The sequence below is a fragment of the Agromyces archimandritae genome (assembly GCF_018024495.1).
Taxonomy (GTDB): Bacteria; Actinomycetota; Actinomycetes; order Actinomycetales; family Microbacteriaceae; genus Agromyces; species Agromyces archimandritae.
The window spans coordinates 1,903,800-1,919,198 of the sequence record NZ_CP071696.1 but is presented as its reverse complement, the minus strand read 5'-3'; the positions used below and the strand labels follow the sequence as shown (position 1 = coordinate 1,919,198).

The following is a 15,399-nucleotide window of genomic DNA, read 5'->3' as shown; positions in this document are numbered from 1 at the left end:
GTGCCGCCCGCTGCCGCCGCCCGGCGGCTACGCGTCGCCGTCGGGCTCGGGGGCTGCGGCGACCCGCAACCGCTCGACGAGTTCTGCGGCGTGGTTGGTGGTGAGGATGAGGCGGGCGAACTCTCCGGCCGACAGGTCGAGCACGATGGCCTGGCGCTTGCCCTTCACGAGGACGAAGTCGCTGCCGCCGTGGTATTTCCAGACGCCGGCGGCGACGACGAGCGGGATCTCGGTGCCGCGCGTGCGGATGCCCCGGATCCAGATCCACGGGTCGTCGGTGATGGTCGCCGAGCGGATGTCGTCGCGCTGCACGACGAGGTCGCCGCCGCGGAACGCGAGCGTCTTCTCGGCCCCGGTGAGTTCCACCTCGAGCCGATCCGCATGCACCCGCAGATTCGCCATGTCTCAAGTCTGCCCGACCCTGTACCCCCGAGGGGGCATGCCAGGCCACGAAGCCGTAACGACCCCGTCGTCGGGGATCCACAGCGGCCGGCGGGTCACGCCGGAGGGCGGGCCTCCGCTGCGGCGCGCGCCGCGGCCGGCAGGGCGGCGAAGACGCGGTCGATGGCGGCCTCGTCGTGGGCGGCGGTGACGAACCAGGCCTCGAAGACGCTCGGCGGCAGCGACACCCCGGCATCCAGCATGGCGTGGAAGAACGGCGGGTAGCGCCACGCCTCCTGGCTCTGCGCGCCCGCGTAGTCGCGGACGCCGGCGCGCACCTCGTCGCCGAAGACGAAGCTGAACAGGTTGCCCGCGCGCTGCACGGCGTGCGGCACGCCGGCCTCGGCGAGCGCCGCCGAGACGCCCTCGGAGATGTGGCGCGAGGCCTCCTCGAGGCGCCGGTAGACGCTCGAGTCGAGGGCGCCGAGCGTCGCGATGCCGGCGGCGACGGCGACGGGATTGCCGGAGAGCGTGCCGGCCTGGTACACGGGGCCGAGCGGTGCGAGGCGATCCATGATGTCGGCGCGCCCGCCGAGGGCGGCGACGGGCATGCCGCCGCCGATGACCTTGCCGAAGGTCATGAGGTCGGGGGTGTAGGCGGTCTCGGTGCCGTCTTCGAGGCCCCACCAGCCTGCGGGGCCGACGCGGAAGCCGGTGAGGACCTCGTCGCTGATGACGAGGGCCCCGTGTTCGTGGGCGAGGTCGACGACGGCGCGGTTGAAGCCGGTGTCGGGGGCGACGACGCCCATGTTCGCGGCGGCGGCCTCCATGATGACGGCGGCGATGCGGTCGCCGTGGCTCGCGAACACGGCGCGGAGCGCGTCCGGGTCGTTGTAGGGCACGACGAGGGTGAGGGCCGCGATGGATGCCGGGACCCCGGCCGATCCCGGGAGCGCGAAGGTCGCCAGCCCCGATCCCGCTTCGGCGAGCAGTCCGTCGGAGTGGCCGTGGTAGTGCCCGGCGAACTTCACGAGCACGTCGCGGCCCGTGTAGCCGCGGGCGAGGCGGATCGCGCTCATCGTCGCCTCCGTGCCGGTCGAGACGAGCCGGAGGCGTTCGACGGGGCCGATGCGCTGTTCGACGAGCTCGGCGAGCTCGGTCTCCGTGGGGGTGGAGGCGCCGAAGGAGAGGCCGCGGCCGGCGGCATCCACCACCGCCCGGACGACGCGCCCGTCGGCATGCCCGAGGATCGCCGGGCCCCACGAGGCGACGAGGTCGACGTATTCGCGCCCCTCGACGTCGGTGACGTAGGCGCCGCGGGCGGCGGTGAGGAAGCGGGGCGTGCCCCCGACGGAGCCGTACGCGCGCACCGGGGAGTTCACCCCGCCCGGGATCGCGGCGCGCGCCCGGTCGAATTCTGCGGCGTTCGTGTCGCCCATCATGCCTCCCCGCGTCGGATGCGTGCGGCCAGTTCGGCCGCCCAGTAGGTGAGCACGGCATCCGCACCCGCACGCTTGATGGCGAGCACGGATTCCGCGACGGCCCGGTCGCGGTCGATCCACCCGTGGGCGGCGGCCGCCTCGATCATCGCGTACTCCCCCGAGACCTGGTAGGCCCACACGGGCACCTCGCTGGCGGCCGCGACGTCGGCGAGCACGTCGAGGTACGAACCGGCGGGCTTGACCATGACGGCGTCGGCGCCCTCGGCGATGTCGATGAGCGCCTCGCGGAGGCCCTCGCGGCGGTTGCCGGGGTCGAGCTGGTAGCTGCGGCGGTCGCCCTGCAGGGTCGACTCGACCGCGTCGCGGAACGGCCCGTAGAAGGCGCTCGCGTACTTCGCCGAGTAGGCGACCACCGCGGTGTCGGTGCGGCCTTCGGCGTCGAGGGCGTCGCGCACGGCGGCGACCTGGCCGTCCATCATCCCCGAGAGGCCGAGGATCTCGGAGCCGGCCTCGGCCTGCGCGAGCGCCATCTCGCGGTAGCGCTCGAGGGTGGCGTCGTTGTCGACCATGCCGCGGTCGTCGAGCACGCCGCAGTGGCCGTGGTCGGTGAATTCGTCGAGGCACAGGTCGGTCTGGACGACGAGGGCGTCGCCGACCTCCTCGCGAACGGCACGGGTCGCGACGTTGAGGATGCCGGCCGGGTCGGTCGCCTGCGAGCCGGTCGCGTCGCGGACGAGCGGCACGCCGAAGAGCATGATGCCGCCGAGGCCGAGCTCGGCCGCTTCGGCGGCGGCGCGGCGGAGGGTGTCGAGGCTGTGCTGCACGACACCCGGCATGGATGCGATCGGCACGGGCTCGGCCGCGCCCTCGCGCACGAAGGCCGGCAGGACGAGGTCGGCGGGTGCCAGGCGGGTCTCGGCGACGAGCCGGCGCATCGCCGGGGTCGTGCGGAGCCGCCGGGGGCGGATGCTCGGAAGCGGTGTGTTCGAACGGGGTGTGCTCGGAAGGGGTGCGCTCACCCGTCAAGCCTATGCCGGGGCGCCTGGGCGTTTCCCCGCGGCCGGGGGCGTCGCGGTGGATGCCGGGGGTGGATGCCGCCGCGCGCCCTACTCGGCGTCGCGGCGGGCGACGGCGACCTTGGCGATCGCGTCGATGAGGGATTCGGCGCTGCGCTCCTCGGCGACGACGTCGACGTGCAGGCCGTGCTTGGCGGCATCCTGTTCGGTCTGCGGGCCGATGGCGGCGATGAGGGTCGACTCGGGCAGGGGCGCGAGCTGCTTCTGCACCTGCTCGGCGACGCTTCCCGAGGTCACGAGGAGGGCCTGCACGCGGCCGTCGCGCACGTCGTCGACGACCTTCTGCGCGACGGGGACGCCGACAGTGCGGTAGGCGACGACGGCTTCGACCTGGTGGCCGATGCGGGCCAGGCCCACCGAGAGCACCTGCTTGGCGATCGCCGAGCGCAGGGCGAGCACGCGCAGCGGCTTCTGGCCGCCGGTCGCGCGCTCCCACTCGTCGAGCATGCCCTGCGCGGAGTTCTCCTCCGACGGGACGGTGTCGACGTGGTAGCCGGCGGCGAGCAGGGCGGATGCCGTCGTCTCGCCGACGGCGGCGATCTTCGTCGTCGGGGGCACGACCGCGCCGTGCGAGGAGAGCACGTCGACGGTGGTCGCGCTCGTCACGGTGACCCAGTCGAAGCCGCCTGCGGCGAGCTTGGCGAGGGCCGCTTCGAGGGCGGGGGCATCGTCGGTCGCCGCGAAGTTGATCATGGGCGCAACGACCGGCGAGGCGCCGCGGGCGCGCAGGCTCGCCGCGACCGTGTCGCCCCAGGGGCCGCCGCGCGGCACGAGCACGCGCCAGCCGCTCAGGGGCTTCGCGGCCCCCGATCCGGGCAGCCTGAGCGCCCCGGTCATCGGTTCGGATTCACTCACGGCGACTCCTCCAGAGGTGCGAGGTCGGCGGCGCCGTTGCCGAGCAGTTCCGCGACGACGCGCGAGGCGACATCGCGAGCCGCATCCGCCAGGTCGGCGGCCGCGCGGCTTTCCGGGGTCGCGGCGTGCGAGCTCGTCAACGCCGTCGTCCCGTCGGCACTGTACACGCTCGCCGTGAGGAACAGAAGTTCGTCGGCGAGGAACGCCGTCGCCCCCACGGGGGCCGCGCAGCCGGCCTCGAGCCCGGCGAGCACCCCCCGTTCGGCGATCGTGAAGGCGCGGGTCGTGGCGTGCTCGACGGCGGCGAGACCGCGTTCGAGCTCCCGGCTGCCGCGTTCGTCGCGCACCTCGAGGGCGAGCGCGCCCTGCCCGGCGGCCGTCGGCCAGTCTTCGAGGGGCAGCAGTTCGCTCGCGGCATCCGCACGCCCGAGGCGGCCGAGGCCTGCGGCCGAGAGGATGACGGCGTCGAGCCGTTCCGACTCGTCCTCGGCGGAGAGGCGGGCCAGACGCGAGTCCACGTTGCCGCGGATGTCGATCGCACGGATGTCGGGGCGCAGCGCCCCGAGCTGGGCGATGCGGCGCGGCGACCCGGTGCCGACGCGGGCGCCCTCCGGCAGCTCGGCGAGGGTGCGTCCGCCGAGGGTGCACACGGCATCCCGCGCGTCGGCCCGCTTCGGGATCGCCCCGATCCGCAGGCCCTCGGCGTCGCCGGTCGGCAGGTCCTTCAGGGAGTGCACGACGACGTCGCAGTCGCCGGCGAGCAGCGACTCGCGCAGCGCCGTCGCGAACACGCCCGTGCCGCCGATCTGCGAGAGCGAGGCGCGGGAGGTGTCGCCGTGCGTGGTGACCGGCACCACCTCGATGTCGGCGCCTGCGGCCTTGCCGAGCCGCTCGGCGATCTGACGGGTCTGCGCGAGCGCGAGGGCGCTGCCCCGCGTGCCGACCCGGATGACCGCCATCAGGCCGCCGACCCGGCCTGCCCGGCGGCGTCGATCTCGGCGTCGCTCGCGCCCACGCGCTCGTGGTCGGGCCACGGGCCGAGGGCCGTCAGGTGCGCGCGCTCGGCGTCGGGCACCTCGTTCAGGCGTTCTTCGACGAGGTCGACGAGGCCCGCGACGAAGGCGGGGTGGATGCCCGGGGTCGCCACACGGCGCACGGCGAGGCCGTGCTCTCCGGCCGTGGCGACGGCCTCGTTGTCGAGATCCCAGACGACCTCCATGTGGTCGCTGACGAAGCCGATCGGCACGATCACGATGGCCTTCGTGCGCGCGCCGGCGGCGAGCTCGGCGATCGCATCGTTGATGTCGGGCTCGAGCCACGGGGTGCGCGGGTCGCCCGAACGCGACTGGTAGACGAGGGACCACGGCGAGTCGGCCGCGGCCTGCTCGACGATCGCCTGGGCGACCGCGAGGTGCTGTGCGACGTACGCGCCGCCCTCTCCGTACTCGGGGCCCGAGGCCTGCGCGGCCGCGTTCGGGATCGAGTGCGTGACGAACATCGTGTGGATCTCGCCGGTCTCGATGCCCTCGGCGCGCAGTTCGGCGCGTGCGGCATCCACCCCCTCGACGAGGGGCACGATGAAACCGGGGTGGTCGAAGTACTCGCGGATGCGGTCGATCGCGACCTCTCCGCCGAGGCCCGTGGTCGCAAGCGCCTTCTCGAAGTCCTCGCGGTACTGGCCGACGCCGGAGTACGAGGTGTACGCGCTCGTGACGAGGCCGAGCAGGCGCCGGTCGCCGGCGGCGTGCGCCTGGCGGATCGCATCGGGGAAGTACGGGGCCCAGTTGCGGTTGCCCCAGTAGACGGGCAGCTCGATGCCGCGCGCGGCCAGCTCGGCCTCGAGGGCGGCCTTCAGCTGCCGGTTCTGCTCGTTGATGGGGCTGACCCCGCCGTGGTGGCGGTAGTGGTGGGCGACCTCTTCGAGGCGCTCGTCGGGGATGCCCTTTCCGGCGGTCACGTTCCGCAGGAACGGGATGACGTCGTCCTGACCCTCGGGGCCTCCGAAGCTCGACAGCAGAATCGCGTCGTACCCGGCCATTACTGCAATACCTCCACGATTTCGGCGGTCTGGATGCGTCGGCCCGTGTAGAACGGGACCTCCTCGCGCACGTGCATGCGGGCATCCGTCGCCCGGAGCTCGCGCATCATGTCGACGAGATCGGTGAGCCGGTCGGCCTCCATCGGCAGCAGCCACTCGTAGTCGCCGAGCGAGAACGCGGCGACCGTGTTGGCGACGACCCCGCGGAACGCCGCGCCCTTGCGGCCGTGGTCGGCGAGCATGCGGCTGCGTTCGGCCGGGTCGAGCAGGTACCAGTCGTAGCTGCGCACGAAGGGGTAGATCGTGAGCCACCCCTTCGGCTCGACGCCGCGGAGGAAGCCGGGCACGTGGGCCTTGTTGAACTCGGCATCGCGGTGCACGCCCATCGCGTTCCACGTCGGCAGCAGCGCCCGGAACAGCCGTGTGCGGCGCAGCTCGCGAAGCGCCCACTGCAGCCCCTGCGCGTCGGGGCCGTGCAGCCAGACCATGAGGTCGGCGTCGGCGCGCAGGCCCGACACGTCGTAGAAGCCGCGCACGACGACCTGCTCGTTCTCGATGATCGCGACGGTGCCGTCGAGCTCCTCGACGATCTTGGGGACGTCGCGGCCGTCGAAGTCGTCGGGCCGGGCGGGGTCGCGGCGGAAGACCGCGAAGAGGGTGAACCCGTCGCCGGAGGGCGCAGCCGCGGCGTCGGTTTCGGGGCGTGCAGAAACGTTCTCTGCCGATTCGGCAGGAGGGGGAGTCATGGTTCCATGATCGCTCAGTGCCCGTGATCGGCCAAAACGTCGCGGCCGCTCTCAGCGAGTCCGAAGCGGCGGCGTGCCGGATGCGGCGCGCGCCGGGCGGGTGCGCCGGAGCGTCAGTCGTCGGCGGCGCGGCGCACCAGCATCCACACCCCGAAGCCGACGACGGCCGCTGCGGCCGCACCGATCACGACGACGGCCGTCGGATGCTCATCTGCGAAGGCGCGCGCCTTCGCCCGGAACCGCTCGGTCTTGATGCCCACCTGCTTGGGCACGTTCAGTTTGTCTTCGAGCTCGTTCAGGGTCTCGGCGAAGGCCTCGCGGGCCAGTTCGGCGTTCGCGCGGGCCTGGGCGCGGTTCAGGTTGCGCTCGCGGGTCGCCGCGTCGCGCTTGGAGAGATGCGGGGCGGCAGCGGATGCCGCGGCCCGCTCCTGCCCCCACGCACCCGGATCAGCGGCGGTCATAGTCGCCCACCCCCTTCGCGGCGTCGATGTCCTGCCTGAGCGATTCGATCGTGTCGAGCGGTTCGGAGCCGCGTTTGAAGTTCACGACCGCGATCCACACGAGGATCGCGATGAGCAGCAGCAGCACGCCGCTCACGGTCAGCGCCGCCGCCCAGGCGGGCATGACGAGCGCGAGCGCGAGGATCGCCGTGGCGATGAGCGTGCCGAGCAGGAAGATGCCCACGAACGCGGCGGCGACGATGAGCCCGGCGCCGATGCCGAAATGCTTGGCCTTGTAGCTGATCTCGGCCTTGATCTGGGCGATCTCGGCGCGCACGAGTTCGGAGACCCGCGTCGGCAGCTCCCCGATGAGGGTGAAGAGCGAACGTTCTTCGTCTGACGGCATCCGCGCCCCCGATCAGTCGTTCTTGCGCGTGCCGCGCTGCCCGGCCGGTTTCGCCCGCGTCGACGACGTCTTCGAGGACGACGAGCGCTGCTTCGCCTGTTTCGCCGCCGAGGACACCTTGCCGGCGGCGGCCTCGGCCGATGCGGCGGCGGCGTCGATCGCATCTTCGAGCTCGTCGGCCGCATCGTCGACCGCACGTTTGGCGGCCTTGGCGGCCTTGCCGACGTCGGCCTTCGCGTCGCGCTGGGAGTCGGCGGTGCTGCGGACGAAGCGCTTGACGCCGTCGAGCACCGAATCGCTCACGTCGCCGACGCGTTCGAGCGCGAAATCCTTGACGGTTTCGACGCCCTGCTGCACCGCGGGCGTGTTCCAGACGTTCTTCGCCGCGGACGCGATCTGCTCGTATCGCTGCCGCCCGGCGCGCGTGCCGAGCACGTAGCCGATGCCGAGCCCCACGACGAAGAGGAGCTTGCCCTTCATGTCCACCCCTCTCCATGTTGGCGTCCTCCCAGCGTAGACCTCGCATGCGCTCGTGCAAACGGGGCGTGCGGGGAATATGCCGTTGCGGCTATGGATCGGCGCCGGCCGGCGGGCGCCGCGCGGCGGGCCGGGCGGGGACTGGCGCGGCCGGGCGCGTGACGGTAACGTCGCGGCAGGCGACGGGAGGGCGAGGATGCCGGACGAGCGGACGAGCGACACGATGACGGGTGCGGATGCCGAGGGGCGGTCCGCCCCGGGGGCGGCAGGGCGGCCGGCTGCGGTGGATGCCGCGACGCGCTCGCTCCGCGAGATCGCCGCCGTGCTGACCGCCGCCCTCTGGGCCGCCGTCACGGTGCTGCTCGTCGCGGGCGTGTCGCTCATGCTGTTCGGCGTGCTGCTCACCGCGCGGCCCACCGGACTCTGGCAGGGCGCGCTCTGCATCGTCGCGGCCGCGGTGCTCGCGGGCGTGTACCGCGCCCGACGCTGACGGGCGCGGGGCGCGGAGGCACCGGGGCGCGGGCGGCTGCCGCGGCGGCGCCTCAGCCGAGCGCGGCGAGCGCGCGGGCGGCCGCCGCGCGGGCGTGCGGGATGACGGAGGCCAGGCCGGTTCCGGCCAGCCATGAGCCCGTCGCCCCGATGGCGGGCACTGCGGCGGGCATCGCGGCGAGCGCGAGCTCCAGGCGGTCGACGCGGTCGCGCTGGCCGAGCGCGGCGTGGGAGAGCGCGTCGCGCCAGCGGACGCGCGCGGCATCCACCGCGGTGTCGAGGCGGACGCCGAGGAGGGCGGATGCGTCGGCGAGGGCGAGCGCGGTGAACGCGTCGTCGTCGAGGTCCGCCGCCGGGTTCGCTTCGCCGGCGCGGCCGTAGGAGAGGCGCACGATGTGGCGGCCGGCGGGCAGCGCTTCGGCGAGCCACGGCCACTTCGCGCTGACATGGGTGAGGGCCTTCGCGGTGACGCCGGGGGCGTCGCGGGAGACGAGGAGGCCCGTGCCGCGCGGTGCCGCGTCGAGGGCGGGGGCGTCGACGGCGAGGATCGCGAGTTCGACCGAGGCCGGCTCCGGCCACGGTTCGGTGAAGGGGGTGGATGCCGCAGGCTCGGCGAGACCGGCGAGCAGGGCGCGGGATGCCGCGGCGGGCGCGGCGAGGACGACGGCGCGCGCGGAGACGGTGCCGGCGCTGCCGGCGGACGCGCGGATGCCGGTTCCGGCGCGGTCGAGCCGCGTGACGGCCGTGCCCGGCACGAGGACGACGCCGAGGCGGCGCGCTTCGGCGACGAGCGCGTCGACGAGGGTGTGCATGCCGCCGCGGAGGCCGCGCACGGCCGAGCCGGCACGCCGTGCGGCGAGCAGCCGCCCGACGGCGGGGCCGAGCGCGCCCGCCTCGCGGACGGCGGCGGGCAGACCGGGCGCCACGGCATCCACGTCGAGCACGTCGGGGTCGGTCGAGTAGACGCCCGAGGAGATCGGCGCGACGAGCCGGGTGAGCACCTCATCGCCCATCCGGCCCCGGACGAGGGCGCCGAGCGCCGTCGGCTCCTCGGGCAGCTCGAGCGGGCGGGCGTCGAGGGCGGCCGCACGCTCGGCGGCCTCAGCCCCGATGAGGGCGACGACGTCGCCGGCGAGCGGATCGGCGGGGATGCCGAGGAGGCCGGTCTTCGGCATCCGCCGCACACCCAGGGCGCCGTCGGCGTCGCGGAACGCGAGCGAGGATCCGCCCGGTCGCGGGTCGACGATCTCCGCCCCGAGGCCGAGCTCCTCGAGGTACGGCTGCACGACGTCGCCGCGCAGCGCGAACGATTCGGCCCCCGAATCGAGGGTCAAGCCGCCCAGGCGCACCCGGCCGACGCATCCGCCGAAGCGGTCGGAAGCCTCCAGCAGCGCCACGGAGGCGCCGGCGTGTGCGGCATCCACCGCGGCGACCAGGCCCGCGACGCCCCCGCCGGCCACGACGAGGTCGACGGATGCCGGAAGGGACGCTCGGCTCATGCGCCGAGTTCGTGCACGAGACGGACGAGGCGGGTCAGCACCGACGCATCCGTCGCCGGCGGCACCCCGTGCCCCAGGTTGAAGACGTGCGCCGGCGCGGCCCGCCCGGCCTCGACGACCTCGCGCGCGGCCTGCTCGAGGGCCCACCACGGCGCCCCGAGATAGGCGGGGTCGAGGTTGCCCTGCAGCGGCACCGCCTCGCCGATGCGGGCGGCGGCGACGTCGAGCGGGATCCGGTAGTCGACGCCCACGGCATCCGCACCCACCTCGTGCATCTCGCGCAGCAGCTCGCCCGTGCCGACGCCGAAGTGCACGACGGGCACGCGGCGGATGCCGTCGGCCGACTCGTACTCGAGGTCGCGGACGTGCGCGAGGGCCCGCGCCGAGGCGGGGGCCACGAAACGCTCGTAGTCGGCGAGCGAGAGCGCCCCGGCCCACGAGTCGAACAGCTGCGCCGCCGAGGCGCCGGCGAGCACCTGCGTGCGCAGGAACCGACCGGTGACCTCGGCCGTCCACTCCATGAGCGCCGACCATGCCCCCGAATCGGTGTGCATGAGGGTGCGGGCGGCGAGGTGGTCCTTGGAGGGGCCGCCCTCGGCGAGGTAGGCGGCGAGGGTGAACGGAGCGCCTGCGAAGCCGATCAGGGGGGTCGCGGACGCCTCGCCGTTCGGGATGCCGGCGAGCTCGGCGACCGTGCGGCGCACCGCCTCGCGGATGGGTTCTGCGGCCTCGTCGAGCCGGGCGGGGTCGAGCTCGGTGAGGCGGGCGACGCCGACGGAGTCGCCGTACGCGCGCTCGAACACGGGCCCACGGCCCGGCTGGATCTCGACCGGGACGCCGAGGAGCTTCAAGGGAACGACGATGTCGCTGAAGAAGATGCCCGCATCCACCTTGTGCCGCCGCACCGGCTGCATCGTGATCTCGCTCGCGAGCGCCGGATCGAGGCAGGCGTCCAGCATCCGCGTGCCGACGCGCAGCTCCCGGTACTCGGGCAGCGAACGGCCCGCCTGCCGCATGAACCACACGGGCAGGGTGTCGGCCCGCTCGCCGCGGTAGGCGCGGATGAGACGCGAGCGGTCGGTGGAGCCTGAGGCGAGCGGATGATCGGTGGGGAGGCGCACGGGGATATTCTCGCGCATGCCGCTGTGCGATGCCTGGCGGAGTCGCCGGTTGAGTAGGCGCCGTTGGCGCCGTATCGAAACCCGGCCTGGTCTCGATACGGCGCTGCGCGCCTACTCGACCGACGTGGGCGGCGTCGCCGGTTGAGTAGGCGCCGTTGGCGCCGTATCGAAACCCCGGCATGGTCTCGATACGGCGCTGCGCGCCTACTCGACCGACGGAGGGGGCGCTGCGCGCCTACTCGACCGACGTGGGCGGCGTCGCCGGTTGAGTAGGCGCCGTTGGCGCCGTATCGAAACCCCGGGGCCTGGTCTCGATACGGCGCTCCGCGCCTACTCGACCGACGGGGTGCTGCGCGCCTACTCGACCGACGTGGGCGGCGTCGCCGGTTGAGTAGGCGCCGTTGGCGCCGTATCGAAACCCCGGGGCCTGGTCTCGATACGGCGCTCCGCGCCTACTCGACCGACGGAGGGGGCGCTCCGCGCCTACTCGACCGACGTGGGTGGAGGCGCTCTGGGCGTCTTCGCAGACTCGCCTTCGACGGCCGGTAGAATCATCCGGTGCTCATCTGCTTGACCGCGAGCCACCAGAACGCCGGATTCGACATGCTCGAGAAGCTGCAGGCCGCTTCCGGCGGTGCCGCGCGCGGCATCCTCGACCGCCACCCCGCCTTCGACGGGGCCGTCGTCGTCGCCACGTGCAACCGTTTCGAGGCCTACCTCGACCTGCCCGCGCCCGAGGGCGCCTCCCCCGTCCCCGCCGTGCACGCCGCGATCGGCGTCGTCGGAGACGCCGCCGGCCTCACCCCCGACGAGCTGCGGGCCACCTTCGGCTTCCAGCACGGCAACGCCGTCGCCGAGCACCTCTTCTCGGTCGCCGCCGGCCTCGAATCCGTCGTCGTCGGCGAGGGCGAGATCGCCGGGCAGGTGCGTCGATCGCTCGAAGCCGCCCGCGCCGAGGGCACCACGAGCCCCGAACTCGAACGCCTCTTCCAGCGCGCCTCGCAGACCTCCCGCCGCGTGAAGAACGAGACCGCGCTCGGCGGCGAAGGGCGTTCGCTCGTGCGCCTCGCCCTCGACCTCGCCGAGAGCCGCATCGACGACTGGGCCGCCGTCCGCGTCCTCCTCGTCGGCACCGGCCGCTTCGCGGGCGCCTCCCTCGCCGCCCTCCGCGAACGCGGGGTCACCGACGTTCGCGTGTACTCCCCCTCCGGCCGCGGCGCGAAGTTCGCCGCCTCGCACGAACTGCCGGCCGTCGCCCGCGGCGACTATGCCGCCGAGGCCGCCGCCGCCGAGCTCATCGTCGCCTGCTCGACGGTCGACCGTTTCGTGGTGGATGCCGCGCTCCTCGAGACCGGGCGCGCGGCCGGCATCCACTCGGGTCTGCACGCGGTCGGCGAAGGGGTCGCCGACCGCCGGCTGCTGCTCGACCTCGGCCTGCCGCGGAACATCGATCCGGCCGTCGCCGACCTGCCCGGCGTCGAACTGCTGGACCTGGAGACCATCAAGGTGCACGCGCCGCTCGGCGACTTCGACCAGGCCGACGCCGCGCGCCAGATCGTGCATCGTGCCGCCCGCACCTTCGGCGAGGTCGCCGAGGAGCTCGACCTCGCGCCGGCCCTCGTCGCCTTGCGCTCCCACGTCTTCGACATCCTCGACGCCGAGATCGACCGCGCCCGTTCGCGCGGCGACGACGGCACCGCCGAGGCGGCGCTGCGCCACATGGCCGGCGTGCTGCTGCACACTCCGATGGCCCGTTCGCGCGAGTACGTGCGCCGCGGCGAGGCCCGCGCCTGGGTCGAGGGCCTCGAAGCGCTCTTCGGGGTGCGGGCGGATGCCGCAGGCGACCGGCCGGCGGATGCCGCCGCCTCCGAGGCGGACGACGAGGAGCGGCCCGCGGCGAGCGCCTGAGACCGGCGCTTCGCTCGCCCGGCCGTTCGGCGACCGCCTCAGGCCGGCGCGACCCGGAAGGCGTCGCGGCGGATGCGATGTGCGGCCGCCTGCGCGTCGGGCACGACCCGGGCGAGGCCCGTTCCGGCCAGCCACGAACCCGTGACGGCGAGCGTCGGATCGAGTTCGAACATGCTCCGCAGCCGCTCGTTGCGTTCGCGGACGCCGAGGAGCAGCTCGCTCGCACTGTCGCCGACGGCGGTGCGGCTCCAGCCGAGCAGCTTCGCCCGGTCGATGGATGCCCCGAGCATCGCCTCGGCGTCGCCGAACGCGAGTTCGAGCAACGCATCGTCGTCGAGCTCGGCGAGATCGGGCTGTGCGGCGACGTCGTAGGAGAGGCGCAGCACGTGGATGCCGGGGCCGGCCTGCTCGCCGAGCCACGCCCATCGCACCGACTCGTCGACGAGCAGCGAGGCCCGCACGGGCGAACCGTGCGCGGCGAAGACGACGCCCTTCGGTTCCGCATCCAGTGCCGGCGCATCGCAGACGAGCACGACCGTCTCGACGGCGTCGGTCTCGAACGTTTCGGCGGCCAGCGCCTGCCAGGCTTCGTCGGCGTGCTCGAGCAGCGGCACCGCGGTGCGGGCGTCGGCGGCGACGATCGCGTAGCGCGCCTCGACCTCGAGCGGACCGAGGCGCGGGTCGGCGGGAGCTTCGAGGGGTGCGGATGCCGTCGGCCCCGTCGCCGGTTCGGGCTCGACTTCGCCCTGCCCGGGCACCTCGATGGCGCCTTCGAAGTCGGCGCGCACCAGCCATCTCGGCGAGCCTCCGGCATCCACCGCGCGTTCGAGGCTCGCGACGGGATGCTCGAGGAACAGGCGCGCACCCAGCCGCGCGAGGTCGGCGACGAGGGCGTCGACGAGGCGCGACATGCCGCCGCGGAGGCTCGCGCGCTCGGGCTCGCGGCCCTCGTGGAGGTACTGCGCGACCCCGCCCGAGAGGGAACCGGTGCGCGTCATCGTCTGGTTCAGGCCCGGGACGAGGGCGTCGAGGTCGATACGGTCGGGGTCGGTGCGGTAGGCGCCGCGGATGACCGGGGCGACGAGCCGGTCGAGCACGGCGTCGCCCATGCGGGAGCGCACCAGGTCGCCGAAGTTGCGGGCGGGGCCGATGCGGAGGATCGGGCGGACGCGGTCGCTCCAGGCGCGCACCGTGCCGCGGCCGCCGATGACCTCGCGGACGTCTTCGGCGAGCGGATTCGCCGGCACACCGAAGAGGGTGTCGGCCGGCATCCGCACCGGGGCGTCGCCCCCGCCGATCCACGCGCGGCCGTCGGCCGGCCGCACCGCATCGTCGTCGAGCCCGAGCTCTTCGAGGAGTTCGGCGAGCCCGGCGACGCCGGCCCGGAACGAGGTCGCTCCGCCGTCGACGGCGAGCTCGGCGACCTCGACGCGGCGCATGCATCCGCCGACGCCCTGGTGCCGTTCGACGATCACCGTCGACAGGCCGACCTTCGCGCACTCGCGCGCCGCGACGAGCCCGGCGACGCCGCCGCCGATCACGACGACGTCGGCGGAGAGCCGTCGCGGCTCGATTTCGGGGCGTTCGACGTCCATCCCTCGATTCTCCCTGTTGTCGACGGGATCTCGCACCCTTCGGGGTGTTCGCACAGGCCCGCGCGGAGTACACTCGCGATCGTCGCGTTGCCCGGCGCGACCGCGCGGCCGCCCCAGCCGCGCTCCCCGACGTTGGAGTCGACGTGTCCCGAACCGTCCGCGACCGTGCCCTGAAAACCTTCTTCGTGGCGGCAGGCCTCGCCGTGATCGCCGCCATCGCCCTGTTCCCCGATGCGATCGCGCGCGTGCTCGTCCGGCTGCCCGATCCGGGCGGCTCGCCGTACGCCGGCCCGGCGATCATCGCCCTCGTCGTCGTGCTCGTGCCGCTCGTGTTCTTCATCCGCCTCGGCCGCCTCGGCCGCAGCGCCGCCGCGTTCCGGACGCTGGAACGGGCCGGCGGCGGCGTGACGGCGGGAGCGCGTCGCACCCGTTCGCTGCTCGCGGCCGTGTCGGAGCTCTACGGCGGGGACGCGAAGGCGCTCGGCGTGCGCATCGGCATCCGCTTCGTGCTGCGTGCCGAAGCCGAGGGCGTCGGCTTCTGGGCCGGCGGGCGCAAGCCCAAGCGCCTGCTGCTCGTTCCGTGGGACGAGGTGCGCACCATCCGCAGCGACACCATGGCGATCGGCGACCGTTCGGTGCCGGTGATGCTGCTGCGCGTGCGGCACGCCGGCGCGAGCCTGGAACTGCCGGTGCTGCTCGCCTCGCACGCGCGTGCGAGCGCGATACCGCTGCGCGGGGAGGCGTTCTTCCAGGTCGTGCGCGCCTTCAAGGCGAAGCAGCGCGCACACCTCGTCGCCGGCGGTCTCGCCTGGGAGGAGGCGCTGCAGGTCGCACCGATCACGGCGCCGATCCCGATCATCAAGGGGCAGCGCCCCACCCTCGCCGAACGCCGCGCCTTCGCGGCGGCAGCCCCGGCCGCCGAGTAG

General features: G+C 74.1%; 16 protein-coding genes. 3 read left to right on the top strand and 13 right to left on the bottom strand.

Going from position 1 to position 15,399, the window contains the following annotated elements; genetic code table 11:
* Window positions 1-27: 27 nt before the first annotated feature.
* The 10 genes from G127AT_RS08700 to G127AT_RS08655 form a co-directional block, all read right to left on the bottom strand.
* The gene (locus G127AT_RS08700) at window positions 28-402 is read right to left on the bottom strand and encodes a hypothetical protein (protein ID WP_210896039.1); all 375 of its coding nucleotides are present in this window, start codon (window positions 400-402) and stop codon (window positions 28-30) included.
* A gap of 95 nt (window positions 403-497) precedes the next feature.
* Complete coding sequence (gene hemL, locus G127AT_RS08695; RefSeq protein ID WP_210896037.1) at window positions 498-1,820, bottom strand: glutamate-1-semialdehyde 2,1-aminomutase; 1,323 nt, start codon at window positions 1,818-1,820, stop codon at window positions 498-500.
* The gene (gene hemB / locus G127AT_RS08690) at window positions 1,820-2,842 is read right to left on the bottom strand and encodes a porphobilinogen synthase (RefSeq protein WP_425305848.1); all 1,023 of its coding nucleotides are present in this window, start codon (window positions 2,840-2,842) and stop codon (window positions 1,820-1,822) included. Before hemB ends, hemL begins: the two co-directional genes overlap by 1 nt.
* A gap of 87 nt (window positions 2,843-2,929) precedes the next feature.
* Window positions 2,930-3,736 (bottom strand): uroporphyrinogen-III synthase, encoded by an 807-nt coding sequence (locus G127AT_RS08685; RefSeq protein WP_210901981.1) that lies wholly within the window; start codon window positions 3,734-3,736, stop codon window positions 2,930-2,932.
* A gap of 14 nt (window positions 3,737-3,750) precedes the next feature.
* Window positions 3,751-4,713 carry a hydroxymethylbilane synthase gene (gene hemC, locus G127AT_RS08680; RefSeq protein WP_210896035.1) on the bottom strand — a complete coding sequence of 321 codons (963 nt, stop codon included), beginning with the start codon at window positions 4,711-4,713 and terminating at the stop codon, window positions 3,751-3,753.
* Window positions 4,713-5,792: a ferrochelatase gene (locus G127AT_RS08675; protein WP_210896033.1), complete on the bottom strand. Its 1,080-nt coding sequence runs from the start codon at window positions 5,790-5,792 to the stop codon at window positions 4,713-4,715. Before G127AT_RS08675 ends, hemC begins: the two co-directional genes overlap by 1 nt.
* Window positions 5,792-6,538 carry a hydrogen peroxide-dependent heme synthase gene (hemQ, locus tag G127AT_RS08670; protein WP_210896031.1) on the bottom strand — a complete coding sequence of 249 codons (747 nt, stop codon included), beginning with the start codon at window positions 6,536-6,538 and terminating at the stop codon, window positions 5,792-5,794. The genes G127AT_RS08675 and hemQ overlap by 1 nt, the downstream gene beginning before the upstream one ends.
* Before the next feature lie 113 nt (window positions 6,539-6,651).
* The gene (locus tag G127AT_RS08665) at window positions 6,652-6,999 is read right to left on the bottom strand and encodes a DUF3618 domain-containing protein (RefSeq protein ID WP_210896029.1); all 348 of its coding nucleotides are present in this window, start codon (window positions 6,997-6,999) and stop codon (window positions 6,652-6,654) included.
* Window positions 6,986-7,384, bottom strand: coding sequence for a phage holin family protein (locus G127AT_RS08660; RefSeq protein ID WP_210896027.1), 399 nt, complete (start codon window positions 7,382-7,384; stop codon window positions 6,986-6,988). The genes G127AT_RS08665 and G127AT_RS08660 overlap by 14 nt, the downstream gene beginning before the upstream one ends.
* 12 nt (window positions 7,385-7,396) lie before the next feature.
* A complete protein-coding gene (locus tag G127AT_RS08655; RefSeq protein WP_210896025.1) occupies window positions 7,397-7,864 on the bottom strand; it encodes a hypothetical protein in 468 nt (155 codons plus the stop codon).
* A 193-nt stretch (window positions 7,865-8,057) separates the two neighbouring features.
* On the opposite strand from G127AT_RS08655, the gene G127AT_RS08650 reads away from it, so the two are divergent.
* Entirely contained in the window at window positions 8,058-8,351 is a 294-nt protein-coding gene (locus G127AT_RS08650) for a hypothetical protein (RefSeq protein ID WP_210896023.1), read from the top strand.
* 52 nt (window positions 8,352-8,403) lie between these two features.
* On the opposite strand, the gene hemG is transcribed toward G127AT_RS08650, so the two are convergent.
* Both hemG and hemE read right to left on the bottom strand, forming a co-directional pair.
* On the bottom strand, window positions 8,404-9,849 hold the full coding sequence (gene hemG, locus G127AT_RS08645) for a protoporphyrinogen oxidase (RefSeq protein WP_210896021.1): 1,446 nt from the start codon (window positions 9,847-9,849) through the stop codon (window positions 8,404-8,406).
* Window positions 9,846-10,988: a uroporphyrinogen decarboxylase gene (hemE, locus tag G127AT_RS08640; protein ID WP_210896019.1), complete on the bottom strand. Its 1,143-nt coding sequence runs from the start codon at window positions 10,986-10,988 to the stop codon at window positions 9,846-9,848. Before hemE ends, hemG begins: the two co-directional genes overlap by 4 nt.
* 540 nt (window positions 10,989-11,528) lie before the next feature.
* On the opposite strand from hemE, the gene G127AT_RS08635 reads away from it, so the two are divergent.
* Complete coding sequence (locus G127AT_RS08635; RefSeq protein ID WP_210896017.1) at window positions 11,529-12,878, top strand: glutamyl-tRNA reductase; 1,350 nt, start codon at window positions 11,529-11,531, stop codon at window positions 12,876-12,878.
* A 38-nt stretch (window positions 12,879-12,916) separates the two neighbouring features.
* On the opposite strand, the gene G127AT_RS08630 is transcribed toward G127AT_RS08635, so the two are convergent.
* Entirely contained in the window at window positions 12,917-14,473 is a 1,557-nt protein-coding gene (locus tag G127AT_RS08630; RefSeq protein WP_210896015.1) for a protoporphyrinogen/coproporphyrinogen oxidase, read from the bottom strand.
* Window positions 14,474-14,616: 143 nt separating this feature from the next.
* On the opposite strand from G127AT_RS08630, the gene G127AT_RS08625 reads away from it, so the two are divergent.
* Window positions 14,617-15,399: a hypothetical protein gene (locus G127AT_RS08625; RefSeq protein ID WP_210896013.1), complete on the top strand. Its 783-nt coding sequence runs from the start codon at window positions 14,617-14,619 to the stop codon at window positions 15,397-15,399.